At 64.9% G+C, this 17,061-nt stretch carries 12 protein-coding genes; 4 read left to right on the top strand and 8 right to left on the bottom strand.

The window, feature by feature from the left end:
• Positions 1 to 10: 10 nt before the first annotated feature.
• Complete coding sequence (locus tag WG908_RS07615; RefSeq protein ID WP_340185961.1) at positions 11 to 673, top strand: L,D-transpeptidase family protein; 663 nt, start codon at positions 11 to 13, stop codon at positions 671 to 673.
• Positions 674 to 757: 84 nt separating this feature from the next.
• Positions 758 to 2,542, top strand: a complete 1,785-nt coding sequence (locus WG908_RS07610; protein WP_340185960.1) for a cation:proton antiporter domain-containing protein — start codon at positions 758 to 760, stop codon at positions 2,540 to 2,542.
• A 12-nt stretch (positions 2,543 to 2,554) separates the two neighbouring features.
• Here WG908_RS07610 and secA read toward each other — a convergent pair whose 3' ends face one another.
• Positions 2,555 to 5,299 (bottom strand): preprotein translocase subunit SecA, encoded by a 2,745-nt coding sequence (secA, locus tag WG908_RS07605; protein WP_340185959.1) that lies wholly within the window; start codon positions 5,297 to 5,299, stop codon positions 2,555 to 2,557.
• Between the two features lie 67 nt (positions 5,300 to 5,366).
• Entirely contained in the window at positions 5,367 to 6,146 is a 780-nt protein-coding gene (locus tag WG908_RS07600; RefSeq protein ID WP_340185958.1) for an energy transducer TonB, read from the bottom strand.
• On the opposite strand from WG908_RS07600, the gene argJ reads away from it, so the two are divergent.
• Positions 6,139 to 7,365, top strand: a complete 1,227-nt coding sequence (gene argJ, locus WG908_RS07595) for a bifunctional glutamate N-acetyltransferase/amino-acid acetyltransferase ArgJ (RefSeq protein ID WP_340185957.1) — start codon at positions 6,139 to 6,141, stop codon at positions 7,363 to 7,365. The two genes, WG908_RS07600 and argJ, sit on opposite strands and share 8 nt — an antisense overlap.
• Complete coding sequence (locus WG908_RS07590; RefSeq protein WP_340185956.1) at positions 7,365 to 8,162, top strand: inositol monophosphatase family protein; 798 nt, start codon at positions 7,365 to 7,367, stop codon at positions 8,160 to 8,162. Before argJ ends, WG908_RS07590 begins: the two co-directional genes overlap by 1 nt.
• 16 nt (positions 8,163 to 8,178) lie before the next feature.
• On the opposite strand, the gene trxA is transcribed toward WG908_RS07590, so the two are convergent.
• The 6 genes from trxA to tsaE are packed head-to-tail and all read right to left on the bottom strand — an operon-like array spanning position 8,179 to position 17,058.
• On the bottom strand, positions 8,179 to 8,499 hold the full coding sequence (trxA, locus tag WG908_RS07585; RefSeq protein ID WP_340185955.1) for a thioredoxin: 321 nt from the start codon (positions 8,497 to 8,499) through the stop codon (positions 8,179 to 8,181).
• 30 nt (positions 8,500 to 8,529) lie between these two features.
• The gene (gene addA, locus WG908_RS07580) at positions 8,530 to 11,970 is read right to left on the bottom strand and encodes a double-strand break repair helicase AddA (protein ID WP_445326680.1); all 3,441 of its coding nucleotides are present in this window, start codon (positions 11,968 to 11,970) and stop codon (positions 8,530 to 8,532) included.
• Complete coding sequence (gene addB, locus WG908_RS07575) at positions 11,951 to 14,935, bottom strand: double-strand break repair protein AddB (protein WP_340185953.1); 2,985 nt, start codon at positions 14,933 to 14,935, stop codon at positions 11,951 to 11,953. Before addB ends, addA begins: the two co-directional genes overlap by 20 nt.
• A complete protein-coding gene (locus WG908_RS07570) occupies positions 14,928 to 15,638 on the bottom strand; it encodes a nucleotidyltransferase family protein (RefSeq protein ID WP_340185952.1) in 711 nt (236 codons plus the stop codon). The genes addB and WG908_RS07570 overlap by 8 nt, the downstream gene beginning before the upstream one ends.
• The gene (locus WG908_RS07565) at positions 15,635 to 16,621 is read right to left on the bottom strand and encodes an aminoglycoside phosphotransferase family protein (RefSeq protein ID WP_340186073.1); all 987 of its coding nucleotides are present in this window, start codon (positions 16,619 to 16,621) and stop codon (positions 15,635 to 15,637) included. The genes WG908_RS07570 and WG908_RS07565 overlap by 4 nt, the downstream gene beginning before the upstream one ends.
• On the bottom strand, positions 16,618 to 17,058 hold the full coding sequence (gene tsaE / locus WG908_RS07560) for a tRNA (adenosine(37)-N6)-threonylcarbamoyltransferase complex ATPase subunit type 1 TsaE (protein ID WP_445326685.1): 441 nt from the start codon (positions 17,056 to 17,058) through the stop codon (positions 16,618 to 16,620). Before tsaE ends, WG908_RS07565 begins: the two co-directional genes overlap by 4 nt.
• Between the last annotated feature and the right edge of the window lie 3 nt (positions 17,059 to 17,061).

Below are 17,061 nucleotides of genomic sequence, written 5' to 3'. Positions count from 1 at the left end.
TTGTCGAGCCATGCTGAAATCCCTTTTCCGTTCGGTCGGACCCAAGCTGATCATCGGCGGCGGCGCGATGATCGCGGTTTTTCTGGTTACCGGCTTTCCCGAACGCGCGCCGAGCGAGGCGACCGCGCCCGCAAGGGCGAAAGCGAAGCCCCCAGCACCCGTCAAGCCGGTTGAGCGATCACGCGACCAGCCGGTTCACGTCGATGCCGATGCAATGGTCGTCAAGCGCGTGCTGCCTATAGAAGGCCCGTTTCGCCATGGCGACTATGTATGGGACGACGCTGGCGTGCCTGACGGTCCTGTCATCATCACGGTCGACCTCAAGGCGCAAACCCTGTCGGTGTTCAGGGGCGGCTATGAAATCGGCGCGGCAGTGATCCTGTATGGCGCGGACGACAAGCCGAGTCCGCTCGGGGCTTTCCCGATCACCGAAAAGGACGCCGATCATGTTTCGAATCTCTACGATGCGCCGATGCCCTACATGTTGCGGCTGACCAATGACGGCGTCGCCGTCCACGGCAGCGACGTACAATGGGGCAACGGAACGCATGGCTGCATCGGCGTGCCGACACCCTTTGCAAAGAAGCTGTTCGGGGTGGCGAAGCTTGGTGACCTTGTCATCATCACCAACGGCAAGATGCTCGATACCAGCCACGCGCGACCGGCAACCTGACGAAATCTGCCTGCGGGGCTGCACCGCAGCAATTTTTATGTCGTCTCGCTGGATATTTGGCCGTACGCACGTAATGATGACCGCATGGCAGGTGTGATTGATCCCGACAGTTTCAGCGATTCCCTGGTCATTCTCGGCGCGGCGGGGCTGGTCATCCCCGGCTTCGCCCGGTTTCGTATCAGTCCGGTCATCGGCTTCATTCTGGTCGGGCTCGCTGTCGGACCAGCAGGGTTGGGGTCGCTCGTCGGCCAATATCCCTGGCTTTACCATATCACCATCTCGAACAGCGAAGCGATCGCGCCCTTTGCCGAACTGGGCATCATTCTTCTCCTGTTCTCCATCGGTCTGGAACTCAGCTTCCGGCGATTATGGACGATGCGTACCCAGGTTTTCGGCGTTGGCGCGGCTGAACTGTTGGGCAGCAGCGCATTCATCGCGGCGGGCCTTTACATTCTGGGCCAGCCAACCGCAGGCGCGATCGGCCTTGGCCTGGCGCTTGCCCTGTCCTCGACCGCACTTGTCCTGCCGATGGTCGGAACCCAAAGCCCGGTGGGGCGCTCCGCCTTCTCGATGCTGCTTTTCGAGGATCTGGCGCTCGTGCCGATCATCTTCCTCCTGGGCGCCCTCGCACCCTCGATCGCCGCCAGCCCCGATGGCGGGTGGAACGGGCTCGTTGAAACGCTGGTTCGCGGCGGCATCACCATCGCCATCATGTTGCTGCTCGGTCGTTTCCTTTTGCCGCATATCTTTGCCCAGGCGGCGCGCACGAAAAGCCCCGAGGTATTCCTCGCCGCCAGCCTGCTGGTGGTGATCGTCTCCAGCCTCGCCACCTCGATCGCGGGCCTGTCGCCCATCGTCGGCGCTCTGCTGGCGGGATTGTTGATCGCCGAAACCGAATATCATGGCGAGGTCGAGGTGATGACCGCCCCGTTCAAGGGGTTGGCGCTGGGGGTCTTCCTGATCACCGTCGGCATGAGCATCGATATCCGCGTGATCCTGGCAAACTGGACCAGCCTGATGCTCGCGGTGATGGGCGTGGTCATCGTCAAGACGCTGGTGACGGCCGCCTTGCTCTATATATCCGGCGTCCGCCGGGGCGTAGCGCTGGAGGTCGGCGTGCTGATGTCCAGCCCGTCGGAAACCACCCTGATCGTCCTGTCCGCCGCCGCCGCCGCGCAACTGATCCTCCCTTCGACCGCTGCCTTCTGGCAGATCGTGACCGCCATCGGCCTCACCATCACGCCCTTGCTGGCGCGGATCGGCCATGACTTTGCCCGCCGGATCGAAATGACCGCCAAGGACGATCCGCTGCCGATCGGCGAGGAAACGGTCGAACCCGCTGCCGTGGTCATCGGCTTCGGACGCGTCGGGCGCATGGTTTGCGATCTGCTCAAGGTCCACAATCAGCGTTTCGTCGCGGTGGAATCGGACCCCGATGTCGTGGCCGAGGCGCGACGGGGCGGCTATCCCATAATGTTCGGCGACGTGTCGCGGCCCGAAATGCTCGACAAGCTGCGCCTTGGCCATGCCCGTGCGCTGATCCTGACGATGGACGATCCGGTGCTGTCCGTCCGCGTGACCAAACGGGTGCGCGGCTGGGTGCCGGACCTGCCCATCATCGCCCGCGCCCGCGATACCGACCACGCCGCCCAGCTTTACAAGGCGGGCGCGAGCGACGTGGTGCCCGAAACGCTCGAAAGCTCGCTACAACTCGCGGAAACCGCGCTCATCGACCTTGGCGTGGCGATGGGACCGGTCATCGCCTCGATCCATCAGACCCGCGAAGACCTGCGCCTGGAGATCAAGGACGCCGCAGACATGATCAAGACGCCCAAACTGCGAAGGTTGAGGGTCGACGAGCCGTCCTGAACGCGCTCGCGCTCAGGCCAGCGCGCCGTGGCAATGCTTGTATTTCAGGCCCGACCCGCACGGGCAGAGCGCATTTCGGCTGATGTCGAGATTGGCGAACTCGCCCGCTTCTCCCGCACCTATGAACGGGCGCGGGATGGTGGTGGTGATCAGGCCCGACTGCCCCGCATCTATGTCGCCGCTATTATCTTCCCCCGAAAACGGGTCGATATGCGTCGTGATGAAATCGGGCAGCACGGGCAGGTCGAATTCGGGAAGCGGATAGCCTTGCGGATTCTCCATCTGGAACTGAACCCGCGCGATCGACCCGGTCACATCCTCGCGGATATTGCCGAGCATCCGTTCGAACAGCGCAAAGGCTTCCTGCTTATATTCGTTGATCGGCGTTTTCTGCGCATAGGCACGCAGATGCACCACCTGGCGCAGCGCATCCAGCGTCGAAAGATGCTCTTTCCAGTGATGATCCAGGCTCTGGAGCAAGATGCTCTTCTCGATCCCGTGCCAATCCTGGGGGTCGATGTCAGCCACCTTCTGTGCCACCGCCTCGTCGGCCAGCGCGGCCAGCCGCTCCTCGATCATTTCAGGATCGACCGAATCCTCGGCAAGCCATGCGTCGAAATCGGGCTCCAGCCCCAAAATTTCGGCGGTACGCTGCTTCAGCCGCTCCATGTCCCATTGTTCGGGATATGTGCCCGGCGGGCATGATGCGCCCACGAGATCGTTGACGGTTTCCCGTCGCATGTCCGAAACGACATCGTCAACCGTATCGGCATCCATGATGTCCGCGCGCTGTTCATAGATGACCTTGCGCTGGTCATTCATCACATCGTCATATTCGACGACCTGCTTGCGGATATCATAGTTGCGCGCCTCGACCTTGCGCTGTGCGGTCTCGATCGCCTTGCTCAGCCATTTGGACGGTGGCAGCGCCTCGCCATCTTCCAGATTCGACCGGATCATCTTGGCGAACATCGTGTCCGGGCCAAAAATGCGCATCAGGTCATCGTCGAGGCTCAAGTAAAAGCGCGACAGGCCGGGATCACCCTGCCGACCCGAACGACCGCGCAGCTGATTGTCGATGCGACGGCTTTCATGCCGCTCGGTAGCCAGGACAAACAACCCGCCAGCCGCCAGAACCCCGGCCTTTTCGGCGGCAATCTCCGCCTTGATGCGCTCGATCGCGGCATCGCGTTCGGCGCCGTCGGGCATCCCCGCTAGTTCATCTTCGATCCGCATCTCCAGGTTGCCGCCTAGCTGGATATCGGTGCCGCGCCCGGCCATGTTGGTGGCGATCGTCACAGCGCCCTTGCGCCCCGCCTGCGCGACGATATGCGCCTCACGCTCATGGAAACGGGCATTGAGCACCGCATGCTCCACGCCTTCCTGATTGAGGAATTCGGACAGCATCTCGGACTTCTCGATGGACACAGTGCCGACCAGCACCGGCTGCCCGGTCTGCGCATGTTCCTTGATCGTCCGGGCGATGCCGCGAAACTTGTCCTCCAGATTCTTGTAGAAACTGTCTTCCTCGTCGATCCGCTGCACCGGCTTGTTGGTGGGAATGGTGACGACGTTCATCTTGTAGATTTCGTGAAACTCGGTTGCTTCGGTCGAAGCGGTGCCGGTCATCCCTGAAATCTTGGGATACATGCGGAAATAATTTTGGAAGGTGACGGATGCGAGCGTCTGATTTTCCGGTTCGATCTGGACGCCTTCCTTGGCCTCCACCGCCTGGTGCAGGCCGTCGGACCAGCGCCGCCCGTCCATCATGCGCCCGGTGAACTCGTCGATGATGACGATCTTGCCGTCCTTGACGATATAATCGATGTCTCGCCGGAACATGACGACCGCGCGCAACGCCTGGTTCACATGATGGACGACCTGGGTATTCTCGAAATCATACAGGTTGCTGCCCTGGAGCAGCCCTGCGTCTTCCAGCAGCCGCTCGATCTTTTCGGTGCCGTCCTCGGTCAGCGTGATCGTGCGCTGCTTTTCATCCTTCTCATAATCGTCGGCATCCAGCTGCTTCACGATCGCATCGACCGAAACATAGAGTTCCGACTTGTCATCGGTCGGCCCGGAAATGATCAGCGGCGTGCGCGCTTCATCGATCAGGATCGAATCGACTTCGTCGACAATCGCGTAGTTGAACGGCCGTTGCACCATCGACGCACGATCATATTTCATATTGTCGCGCAGGTAATCGAAGCCAAGTTCGTTGTTGGTCGCATAGGTGATGTCCGCGCCATAGGCTTCGCGGCGCTGATCTTCCGACAGATTGGGGACGATGACACCGGTGGTCAGTCCCAGAAAGCGATACACCTGCCCCATCCAGTCGCAATCGCGCGCGGCCAGATAGTCATTGACGGTAACGACATGCACGCCCTTGCCTTCGAGCGCGTTGAGATAGGTGGCCAGCGTCGCCACCAGCGTCTTTCCTTCGCCCGTGCGCATTTCGGCGATCTCGCCACGATGCAGGACGATGCCGCCAATCATCTGCACGTCATAATGGCGCTGCCCCAAGGTCCGCTTCGCCGCTTCGCGCACGGTGGCAAAGGCTTCGGGCAGCAGGTCGTCGAGCGTTTCGCCCGCCGCCAGCCGCGTGCGAAACTTCACCGTCTGCGCGGCCAGATCCTCGTCGGAAAGCGGGACGAGCGCGTCCTCGAATGAAGCGATCTGATCGACCAGCTTGCCCAGAGACTTGACGTAACGCTCGTTGGACGATCCGAAGAGAGATTTGGCGAGTGCGCCGAACATGCGAATTCCTGACAGCTGTGAAGGACGCGAAACGCCCCTGCCGGGACACGCGGATATGCGCCGCGATTTAGGGTTTGGGCGGGGGATAGTCAATTGATGCCGCGCTCTCCGGTGGAGGGGCGTCTATATCCTCGAAACTCATACCATGGGTGATGACGACGCGCTTGGCGACGGGTGCGCCATCGGCATTCTTGAACGCGGCGCTGACCGGCGGCATGTCCCCGCAACGAAACGGAACGAACCGGGCGGCGATGGCGCCAATGAACCGTTGTTCGCAGTCGGTCATATGCCCATCCGCCTGGATCGTGAAATGGGTTTCGCTGGAAAAACTCTCCATCCGGTTCCAGAGCTTCTCCATGGCGCGTTCCTCCTGCTCGTACGCGGCAACCGCTTCTTTCTCACCCGGCGCGGTGCGGCCGTCGTCGCTCCCCGGCAAACGCCAGACGATCCGACTGCGCCATTCACCTTCCATCGGCTGTCCCGCATCGTCGGTCTGAGGCAGAAAATAGCCGCGTGCGCGCATCAGGGCGCATGCGGTTTCATCCAGCAAAGTGTTACCGCTGCTTTCCGTCACAATGCAGGATTTCGTAAAGCCCTCGGCATCCACCGTCAGGCGGAAGGCGGTTGCGCCCGCCTGCTTGTTCAAAACGGCCTTTACCGGATAGTCGCCGTCTCTCACCCATTCGCCAGGACTGAGGCGAGGAATGGGTCCGTGCGCCCTGGACTTGGCGAGAGCGCCATACCCACACAGATTGCTCGCCACCAGCGCGACGGCGATCATCATCCAACCATGGCGGGAGACGATTGACGCTCGCCTTGATTTACCGCATTCGCGCGCCATGACCATGCCGTCCCCCCTCGCCCCATCGCACTTCCCCGTGCTGCCCGCCATCGACGGCGTCACGCTACGCATAGCCCGAGCGGGATACAAGGCGTGGGAGAGGTGCGACCTGACCTATGCGGAGCTGAAACCGGGCACGGTTGTCGCGGGCGTCACGACCAATAGCCTGTGTCCCTCGCCGGAAGTCGAATGGTGCCGCGACGCCATTCCCCTGGGATCGGCACGGGCGCTGGTAGTGAACGCGGGCAATGCCAACGCCTTCACGGGCCATCGCGGCCGCGCGGCTGTGGAAGCGATCGCGGCGCGGGTCGCAAACCGTCTCGATTGCCGCCCGAGCGATGTCTTCATTTCCTCTACCGGGGTCATCGGCGTCCCGCTGCCGGTCGACAAGGCGCAAGCGGGTCTCGACGCGGCCTTCGCCGCGACGCCGTGCACCTGGGAAGAGGCCGCAAACACCATCGGCACCACCGATACCTATGCCAAGGGCGCGCATGTCAGCGCGATGATCGGCGACGTTCGGGTCGACCTGGTCGGTATCATCAAGGGATCGGGCATGATCGCGCCCGACATGGCGACGATGCTGGGCTATATCTTCACCAACGCGGCGATTGAGGCGCCGCTGCTCCAGCAGATGCTGTCGGCGGCCAACGCCCGTACCTTCTCCTGTATCACGGTGGATAGCGACACATCGACGAGCGATACGGTGCTGGCCTTCGCCACCGGCACGGCCGGCAACGTGCCAATGGCCGGCATGGACAGCGCCGGGGCAGATGCTTTCGCCGCCGCGCTCCACGATCTGTGCCGCCAACTGGCCCATCTCGTCGTCCGCGACGGGGAAGGCGCATCGAAATTCATCGAAATCAGCGTCGAAGGCGCGACCAGCGACGCCAGCGCCCGCCGGATCGCGCTTTCGATCGCCAACTCACCGCTGGTCAAGACCGCCATCGCCGGCGAGGACGCCAATTGGGGCCGGATCGTGATGGCGGTCGGCAAGGCGGGCGAACCGGCGGAACGCGACAAGCTGTCGATCCGCTTCGGCGCCACCCAAGTCGCACGCGATGGCCTAGCCGTCCAAGGCTATGACGAAGCGCCGGTGGCCGCACATCTCAAGGGCCAGGATATATTGGTGGGCGTTGACCTGGGCCTTGGCGAAGGCCGCGCGACGGTTTGGACCTGCGATCTGACGCACGGCTATATCTCGATCAACGCGGACTATCGCAGCTGATGGCGCAGGGCCTTGCCGCCCCCGTTGCCGCGCTGATGCGCGAGGTCGCCCGGGATATCGTGATGCCCCGTTTCCGCAATCTGCGCGCCGAGGACATCAGTGAAAAGGCCGTCAATGATTTCGTGACGATTGCCGACAGGGAAAGTGAAATCCGGCTGGCCGAGGGGCTGGCGGATATCCTGCCCGACGCTGGCGTCGTGGGCGAGGAAGCCTGCGCCGCCGACCCCGCGATCATGGATCGGCTGGGCGAAGGGTTGAACTGGATCATCGACCCCATCGACGGCACCGGCAACTTCACCGCCGGCAAGCCGCCCTTTGCGATCATGATCGCGCTCGCGGATGCGGGAAGGACGCTGGCCGGATGGATATATGACCCGCTGGCAGACCGGCTCTGCCATGCGATGCTGGGCGCGGGCGCCTGGATCGACGGCGAACCGATCCTGGCGCGCGAAAGCGATGGAAAGCTGCCGATCGCCGCGCTTTCGGTGTCCTTCATCCCGCCCGAAGAACGCGCGCAGATCACCGGCAACGCGGCTGGCCGGTTCGAGATCGTGGCGATCCCGCGCTGCGCGGCGGAGCAATATCCCCGGCTGGTGCTCGGTCAGAACGACGTGTCGATCTTCTCGCGCACCATGCCGTGGGACCATGCGGCGGGCAGCCTGTTTCTCAACGAAGCGGGCGGACGATGCGCTCGTATGGACGGGTCGGACTATAGCGTCAGCGAAGCCGGCTGGGGCCTGCTCGGCGCATCATCGCCGCGTATGTGGGACCATGCCCGCGCGACGCTTTATGCCTGAACAGACCCCCCGACACTTAAAGCTGGCTTTCGATCCAGCCCTTCAGTGCGCTCTTGGGGGCGGCGCCGACCTTGGTTGCGATCACCTCGCCACCCTTGAACAGGATCATCGTCGGAATGCCGCGCACGCCATAACGGCCGGGCGCATCTGGATTCTCATCGATATTGACCTTGGCGATCGTCACCTGTTCACCCAGTTCATCGGAGATTTCTTCCAGCGCCGGGCCGATCATCTTGCACGGCCCGCACCATTCGGCCCAGAAATCGACCAGGACCGGCCTGTCGGAATTGATCACGTCCGCTTTGAAGCTCAGGTCGGTCACTGCCTTGGTCGCCATGTTCATAAACTCCTTTAGGTTGCGCAATATCTAGGGTGACAGCGGGTCCGGCTCAACCGGCAGCGCGGACAAAATGTCCTGCGCGGCGACAAAGCCCGGCTTGTAGCGATCAAGCAGCGCATCGGGCAGCGCGATCAACCGCGCATGAGAGGTGTAGAGCAGCGCAGCCTCCACCCGCCGGCCGGGAAAGATCACTCCCAATGCAGCAGCATAGGCTGCCATCTGGCGCAGATGCGCCAAGGGCACGTCTCGCGCCGACAAGGGGGCAACGCGGCCCGTCTTGAAATCGACGACCTGCACCACGCTCTCGCCCACGCAGAGACGATCGACGGTGCCGGCAATCACGGCGTCGCCGACTACGGCGGCAATCGGGGCTTCCGCCAACGCACCCGGCGCGAACAGATCAGCGAAATCGGGCCGCTCGATCACTGCCAGCGCGTGCGCGACGATATCCTCGCGCTCGGCCGCATCGGCGATGCCGCCATGCCGCTCCAACCAGCCATGCGCCGCCGCGGCCCGGTCCGCGGCAGCGACTGGCGGCAACCGCTCGAACAAAGCGTGCAGCCAGCGTCCCCGCTCGGCGGCGCGGCGCATGGCGGGGCCGGGCGGTGGGTCGGGCACGTCGTCCTCGACCGCAGCCGATGGCGCAAGCGGACGGGGCGGGCGCGCTTCGACCGGCGCTGGCCGGCGGAGCCAGTCCGGTTCGACGACAGGGGCGGCCTCCTGCGCACGCTGCTTTTCCGGCGGACGAGGCATCAACCGTTCGCGCCCGCGCCAGTTGCGCTGCTCGCCCCACAGCGGAACGGGCTGCCATGGCGCGCCCAGCGCGGCCAGCGCCGCATCGACTGCCCCGAACCAGCTTTCGGGCTTCACTTCCCCCTTCGCGCGCGGCCCCAGCGATCCCGCGATGACCAGCTTTTCCTCGGCGCGGGTCAGCGCCACATAGAGCAGCCGCCAATGCTCCTCGCGTTCGATCCGCTCGGCCTCGGCGACGATCTCGGCAATGGCGCCGCCCTTCTCTGCCCTGCGCGGCGGAACGATCGGTACGCCTTCCCATTCCAGCATGTCGGCGCGGCGGCCGGCGTCCGGGTCGAGTGCCGCGTCGGCCAGAATCACGATCGGCGCCTGCAGCCCCTTGGCGCCATGGACCGTCAACAGCCGAACGGCATCGATCTGCGCGGCGGCATCGCGCACGATCTCTACATCGCCCCGATCGAACCAGTCGATAAAGCGCTGGAGCGACGGTCGGTCCTCGCTCTCGAAAGCCAGCGCGGCATTGAGCAATTCCTCGATCGGATCGCGCGCCTCGCTGCCCAGTCGTTCGATCAGCCGTCGCCGCCCGTCCATCGGCCCCGACAATATCCGTTCCAGATAGCGATAGGGCGTCGTCAGGTCCGCCTGACCCAGCAGCCCGCGCAACGGCTCCAGCACCGCGTCATCCATCGTCGCGACCAGATGCGGCCACAAGGCGCCCCGCCGGTCCATGGCGGCGACCATCAGCGCATCCTGGCTCCAGCCGATCAGCGGCGACACCAGCAGATTGGCGAGGTTTAGGTCATCCTGCGGCTGCACCGCGAAGCGCAGCGCCGCCAGCAGGTCGCGCACGGCCAGCGGCGCGTTCAGCCGCAACCGGTCGATCCCGGCGACCGGCACACCTTCTTCATACAGCCGCGCGACGATCAGTCGCGCCAGTTCGCTCCGCCGACGCACCAGAATCATGATGTCGCCCGCGCCCACCGGCCGGCCCTTGCTTTCCAGCATCAGCCCGCCGTCGATCCACGCCTTGATCTGCCGGGCGATATTGCTGGCCAGGGTCCGCTCCTGATCGGCCGCCCAATCCTCCTCACCCTCCGCCTGGGCACCGGCCAACACCGGCCTCCACAGCATGACTTCGCCAGGATGGCGATTGGCGCTCACATGAAACACGCGCTCGTCGAACAATCCGAGCCGCTGGCCCGTCAATGTAGCGATGGTCTCATCCACCACCTCCAGCACCGCCGGGGTCGAACGGAAGCTCCGGTCGAGCGACAGATCGTGAAACGGGTGGCTCGCCTCATTGGCCAGATCGCGAAAACGTATCTGCGCCGCCGCGAAATTCTGTGGGCTGGTGCCCTGAAAGCCGAAGATCGCCTGCTTGAAATCGCCGACGGTGAACAATGTGCGCACATCGTCGCCGGGCGTATATTCGTTCGCGAAAAACTCCCGTGCGATGGCAGCGACGATCGTCCACTGGTCGCCATTGGTATCCTGCGCCTCATCGACCAGGATATGGTCGATCCGCTGGTCGAGCTTGTAGCGGATCCAGTCGGCCATCCCGTCTTCCAGCAGCAATTCCACCGCCCGCGCGATCAGATCATCAAAGTCCACCGCTCCGGCCAGGCGCTTGGCCTGCGCATAGGCTGCGGCATATGCACGCCCCGCCCGCAGCGCTTCCACCAGCAGCGCGGCATAGCCGGCCCGTATTTTGAGGCTAAGCAACTGCCCGCACCAGACATGCATCCGCGCGACCGCATCGCCATAGCCATCGACCGCTGGCGCCTGCCCCTTGGTGGTCGAGCGCAGGCCGCCGTCCGCTTTTGCCCACACGCCATGCAGGTCGTTCAGCGCCGCCCCCCGCGACGCCGGATCGAGTGCCAGCCACGCCGCAATCGCATCGCAACGCTTGAGCGCCGTGGCCGTGTTCCATTGCGCATTGGCGTTGGCGATCCACTGCAACCCCGCCAGATCGAAAGCCGCATCGTCGCACTGCGCCGTCAGATACGCGTCAACATCGCCCGCAGGCACTTCCAGCGCCTGCGCGATCAAGGGGGCTGGATCGTCGGGCAGCGCCATCAACCGGTCATGCCGCCGGGCACAGCGCAGCAGGAATGCTTCGGCTCCGCCTTCGCCCAATCGCAGGCTGAGCGCCTGCATCGCTGCCATCAAAGCGTCGTCGCCCTGCGCCTCCGCCCGCAAAACCATGTCGGCCAGCGCCTGCCGCGCCAACAGCGCCTGCTCGCGTCCCTCCAATGCGCGAAACCCCGGCACCAACCCGGCCTCCAGCGGGAAGGACGCCAGCAATTGTTGGCAAAAGGCGTGGATGGTCTGGATGCGCAAGCCGCCGCCGGTCGACTCCAGCACTTCGGCAAACAGCCGGCGCGCCCGATCCTGCATGTCCGGCCCGAAATCCTCGCCCAGCGCGCGCAGGTCCGCGGCGAGCGCGGGACCGCTCATCTGCACCCACATCGCCAACCGTTCATGAATGCGATCGGCCATTTCCGCTGCGCCCGCCCTGGTGAAGGTCAGGCAGAGGATATTTTCGGGCCGCACGCCGCGCAGCAGCAGGCGAAAGACGCGCGCGGTCAGCACATGGGTCTTGCCCGTGCCCGCCGATGCCGACAACCACACATGCCCGTCAGGCGCAGCGGCGGTCGCCTGCGCGCCTGCGAGCGGCTGCAACGGCGTCGGTTCGCTACGCATTGCCGCGCCCATACCATTCTTCCAGCCGCATCAACTGGTCATATTCACCATAGCTGGCGACTTCGGGATTGATCTGCGCGGCAAAGGGCGCCTCGCCGGTCAGCCATGCAGCCGCCGCTTCCTGAAAATGGTCGAGCACCAGTGATGTAAAGTCGGCGGTCACGACCTTGTCGCGCTTGCCCGCCGGATCGACCGGGCTTTCGCGATAGCCAAACCCGTCCTCCTTGTTGCGACCCAGCGACCAATATTCGAAACATCCGGCAATCTGGCGTGGGGCCAAGCCGATGAACCCATCGGCTTCCGCGATCAGACCCAGCAGTCCCAGTTGCAAGGCATAGCCCGCCTTCACCTGCCGCGCGCTCGGCGGCTTGCCGGTCTTGTAATCGATGATGGCGAGCGACCCGTCGGGCATTCGATCGATCCGGTCGGCCTTTCCCGTCAGCGTCACCCCGGCGATCTCGGCCCGCCCTTCCTGCTCGACCAGCAGAATGGATCGCCCTGCTTCCCGGTCCGCCTCCACCTGCGCCGCGATCCAGCGAATCGCTTCGATGAGGCGCGGCTGCCACAGCGCGCGCAGCAGCGGATGGGCATCGGCGCGGCGGAACATCGCGCGGGCCTTGTCCTCCAGCTTTGCCGGGTCCATCGCACCTTCCTCGCCCCATCGCTGCAATATCTCGTGCACTGCGGTGCCGCGCCAGGCGGCGCTGGGGTCGGCGTCGACCGGGTCTAGCGGGGCGAGCCGCAGGATGCGGCGCGCATAGAATGCAAAGGGGTCGGCCTTCAGCCGGTCGACATCTGTCACCGGAATGGTCCTGGGCCGCTTGACCAGCGGCGGCGACGGTGCGGGACGCTCGGCCGGTGCATGGCTCGGCGGCTGGTCCAGTCCCCGCGCCCATGCGGCCAGATCGTCCGCCTGCCGCCAGTGCACCCCGGTCATGGCGCGAAGTCGCAGCCAGAATCGCGATGCCACGGCCGGTCCGCTTGCCCCTCGCCGGGATCGGGTAATCAACACCTGCGGCCCGCCAAGTCCGCCAGCGAAATCATGCGCCGACAGGCCGATGCGGGTTTCCAGGCTCGGCAAGCCCAGTTCCCGGCGAATGCGGGGCGCCAGCCACGGGTCGGGCGTGGGCAACCCCGGCCAGGTTCCTTCATTGAGGCCTGCCAATATCATCAGGTCGGCCTGCGCAAGCCGTGCTTCGATAAGGCCGAATATCGCTATTCGCGGATGCCCACCCTGCGGCGGATGCACGGCAACACCGCCCAGCATATGTTCGAGCAACGCCGGCAGCGCGCGAACATCGGCATCGGCCGGGCCATCGCCGGCGGCCGCTTCCATCTCGGCGAACAGGGCCGCGGCAGCGTGCCCCTGATGCCCCGCCCACACCTGATCGCCTGACAGGGCGGATGCATGGTCGCGAACCGCCGCCAGTTGGCTCGACAGATCGGTCGCAAGATCGAATGCCTGTTCCATCGGCTCGAATAGCGTGCGCGCCTGCGCCCACCATTCGCGCGCCGCCTGCCGCCTGTGACGCTGCCGGTCATCATCCCTCTCGGCCAGCAACTGATCGATGCCCGCCAGTCCCGCAGGGGGACGTGGCCCACGCAACAGCATGTCGAGTTCGCGGACGCCGTCCAGCCAGGCTATCCGCTCATCGCCCCGGCGAACCAGCGGGTGCTTGAGCAGCGCGAGCAGTGCCACCGGTGCGAAACGTTCCGCCACCGCCTCGGCGATGGCGATCAGAAGCGTGCCGGGCGGCAGTTGGGACAGGGGCCGCCCGGCGCTGTCGTCCGCCTCGATGCCCCATCGGCGCAGGTGCGCGGACACCCGCGTCGCCAACTGCCGGTCCGGTGTCACTAGCGCCGCCGTCCGTTCGGGCGTTTCCAATGCTTCGCGCAGGGCAATCGCAATCGCCTGCGCTTCCTCGGCCGGGGTTGCGACCTCCAGCGCCGTAACGCCGCTCAGGGTTCGCTCGGCTGGCTTGAGGTCCCGCCATTTGCCCGTCAGCCGGGGTGGCAACATCGCGCTGGAAATATTGCGTCCCCGCACGGCGCGCGCATCATGTTCGGAACCCCAGCGCCAGCGCGCGACTTCGTCCCGCGCGAAGCCCATGTGGTCGAGCAGCAATTTCAACGCATATTGTGGATGAGACTCATTTCCGCGCGGGCGATGGCCCGATATCGGGTCGGCATCGAACGGGCCGATCGCCGCCCATTCGTCAGCGTCCATATGCTGGTCGAGGCCCGCGAACACCACCTGCCCTCCCCGCATGGTCGCCACCCGCGCAAGCAGATGCGCGACAGCGGGCGCGGTTGTGGAAATACCCGCCGCAACGACAAAGGCGCGGGGCGGGGCTTCCCCCCAGCGCGCCGAAAGCGCCGCGAACATGCGATTGCGCCGGTCGCTCTGGTCGATCATTCCCCGTCGCGCCAGTTCCTGCGGCCAACGCGCGATCAGCAACTCGAACAGATCCAGCGACGTCTGCCAATGCGCTGAAAGCGCATCGGTCAGCTTGAGCGCGGCCAGCGCGCTGGCCGGCACCTGTTCGACATGCATCTGGTCGAGCACGGCGGCGAGCGCCTGCCCCAGCCGGATCGCCTCGCCCGCATCCACCGGCTGGCCGCGCGCCCGCCGGGCCTCCTGCACCATGCGGGACAGCAGCATCAGCCGCTGCATCGGCTCTATCGCCGGAGGAACATCCATTCCCGCCCCGATCGGGTCCAGCGCCCCGCCGGCTCGCTCGCCAAGCTCGGGGTCACCGATCGCTACCAGGCGGGGCAGCAACAGCCCGCCGTGCGATGCGCGCACGAATGCATCGCCAACCGCGCGTACCGCACGGTTATTGGGCAACAAGACCATGCCCTGAGCGAGTCCCAGCGGATCAGCGCCGTGCCTGGCGATCAGCCCGGCGGCAAGCGCATCGGCAAAGGCGCGGTGCGCCGGAATGCTGTAAAGCGCGGGCCGGGCGCGCTCACCCATGGGCGAGCATCGCCTCCACGACCGGAATCGCCTGCGGCGTGCCTACGTCGAACCACATCCCCTGATGCGACACGCCATAAAGCCGCCCCGCCTCGATGGCCCGGTTCCAGAAAATATTGGTCGAAAACACGTCTGCCGGCGGATCGGTCACCAGCGCGGGCGACATGATCTGGATGCCGGTGAACACGAATGGCGCAATATGGGAAGGTTTGCGCCGGCTGATACGGCCACGCGCGTCCATGTGGAAATCGCCTGGCCCCTTGTGGCAATGAGCGCGGGCCAGCGGCACCAGCAGCAACAGCGCATCCATTCGCTCAGGGTCCCACAGGCCGCGCATCATCGCCAGCGTATCCTGCGGCCCGTCGATCCAGAAATTGTCACTGTTGACGCAGAAAAAGGGCGCGTGGCCCAGCAAGGGCATGGCCTTGACCAGACCCCCGCCCGTTTCGAGCAGCTTGGACCGTTCATCGGAAATGACATGAGTCATCGCGCTCTTGCGCGTGCGAAGATGAGCCTCGACGGTGTCGGCAAGATAATGGACGTTGATCACCGCGCGGCGTATGCCGCCGGCCTCCAGCCGATCGAGCGCATGGTCGATCAGCGGCTTGCCCGCGACCTTGACCAGCGGCTTGGGGCGCGTCGCGGTCAACGGGCGCATCCGCTTGCCCAGCCCTGCCGCCATCAGCATTGCCGTATCGATCATGCGGCAGCAATTCCTTCGAGCGCCCGGTGGCGCATATTGGCCGGGATAGAGGCGGCAAACCAGTCGGCAACGGGACCAAGAGCGGGATGGGCAAGATCGCGTTCGAGCAGGTCCCACATGCGCGGCAGAAAGGACAGGTAACGCGGCTTGCCGTCGCGCTGCCACAGCCGCGTGAAGATGCCGATGATCTTGGCGTTACGCTGCGCGCCCAATATCGCATAGGCGGCGTCGAAATCGCCTGCGGGCGATGCAGCCGCCTTGTAACGGGCGACCATCGCCAATTCGATCTCTGGCGGCACATTGCGGCGGGCATCCTGCAACAGCGACACCAGATCATAGGCCGGATGACCGACCAGCGCGTCCTGAAAATCCAGCAGGCCAAGGCCGTGAGCGGCAGGCCGATCGATCAGCATGATGTTTTCCGCATGATAGTCGCGCAGCACGGTCACGCCGGGCACGGCGTTCCGTTCGACCAGCGGCAGCACCGCGTCCCAAGCAGCGACATAGGCGCCTCCATCAACGCTCAAGCCGATCGCCGGGCAATACCATTGCGTCAAAAGACCCGCCTCGCGCAGATAGACCTCGCGGTCATAGGGCGGCAGGTCGGCGGCAGGGTGGCGGTGCAGGTCCGCCAGCAGGTCGACGGCGCGACCATAGACCGCCATCTCGTCGGCAGGCGCTTCCTCAAGATATTCCTTCAGCCGCAGGTCGCCGAAATCCTCGATCAACACCAGTCCATCGGCAAGGTCGCGGCCGTATATTGCCGGCGCGGCGAACCCTTGCTCGGCCAGATGCTCGGCAATGGCGATAAACGGGCGCGGGTCTTCATGGGGGGGCGGCGCATCCATCAGCACCGCTCGCCGGCCACCATCGACGACGCGGAAATAGCGCCGGAAGGACGCATCTCCCGCCAGCGGCAGGATGGCCGCGTCGCCCCAGCCGATCCCGGCGAGGAAGGCTGGTGCGGCGGCGGGGGGGATCATATCTGCGACCATCTGTCCCTCCAATCGTCCGGCACCTGCGCTGTCAAGCGCCGACCGCCAGCTTCGTCCACTTCGATGGCCAGCTGAAGGGCGTGTCGCCATAGCCGGTCGCCCATCCTGTCGGGCCATTCCACGATCAACAGGCTTTCCAGCAGATAGTCGTCCAGCGCCAGTTCATCCACCTCTGCCGGATCGTCCAGCCGATAGAGATCGACATGCGTTACGGGCAAGCGCACTTCGGGCACGTCATAGGGCTGGACCAGCGCAAAGCTGGGGCTGGGCGCCTCGCTGTCAAGGCCGAGGGCCGCCAATATGCCGCGCGCGAGCGTCGTCTTGCCCGCTCCCAGTCCACCTGCCAGCGCGATGACATCGCCCATCCGCACCTGGGCCGCGATCCGCGCGCCCAGCGCCAGCATCTCCGCCTCGCTGTCCACCATGAT

It is taken from the genome of Sphingobium anseongense (assembly GCF_037725245.1).
Classification (GTDB): domain Bacteria; phylum Pseudomonadota; class Alphaproteobacteria; order Sphingomonadales; family Sphingomonadaceae; genus Sphingobium.
This window is presented reverse-complemented; position numbering and strand designations above follow the sequence as displayed.

Bases quoted from the DNA above. Each gene is read 5' to 3' on its own strand.
- WG908_RS07615 (WP_340185961.1), top strand. From the start codon at position 11: ATGCTGAAATCCCTTTTCCGTTCGGTCGGACCCAAGCTGATCATCGGC.
- WG908_RS07610 (WP_340185960.1), top strand. From the start codon at position 758: ATGGCAGGTGTGATTGATCCCGACAGTTTCAGCGATTCCCTGGTCATT.
- secA (WP_340185959.1), bottom strand. From the start codon at position 5,299: ATGTTCGGCGCACTCGCCAAATCTCTCTTCGGATCGTCCAACGAGCGT.
- argJ (WP_340185957.1), top strand. From the start codon at position 6,139: ATGACCATGCCGTCCCCCCTCGCCCCATCGCACTTCCCCGTGCTGCCC.
- WG908_RS07600 (WP_340185958.1), bottom strand. From the start codon at position 6,146: ATGGTCATGGCGCGCGAATGCGGTAAATCAAGGCGAGCGTCAATCGTC.
- WG908_RS07590 (WP_340185956.1), top strand. From the start codon at position 7,365: ATGGCGCAGGGCCTTGCCGCCCCCGTTGCCGCGCTGATGCGCGAGGTC.
- trxA (WP_340185955.1), bottom strand. From the start codon at position 8,499: ATGGCGACCAAGGCAGTGACCGACCTGAGCTTCAAAGCGGACGTGATC.
- addA (WP_445326680.1), bottom strand. From the start codon at position 11,970: ATGGGCGCGGCAATGCGTAGCGAACCGACGCCGTTGCAGCCGCTCGCA.
- addB (WP_340185953.1), bottom strand. From the start codon at position 14,935: ATGGGTGAGCGCGCCCGGCCCGCGCTTTACAGCATTCCGGCGCACCGC.
- WG908_RS07570 (WP_340185952.1), bottom strand. From the start codon at position 15,638: ATGATCGATACGGCAATGCTGATGGCGGCAGGGCTGGGCAAGCGGATG.
- WG908_RS07565 (WP_340186073.1), bottom strand. From the start codon at position 16,621: ATGATCCCCCCCGCCGCCGCACCAGCCTTCCTCGCCGGGATCGGCTGG.
- tsaE (WP_445326685.1), bottom strand. From the start codon at position 17,058: ATGGTGGACAGCGAGGCGGAGATGCTGGCGCTGGGCGCGCGGATCGCG.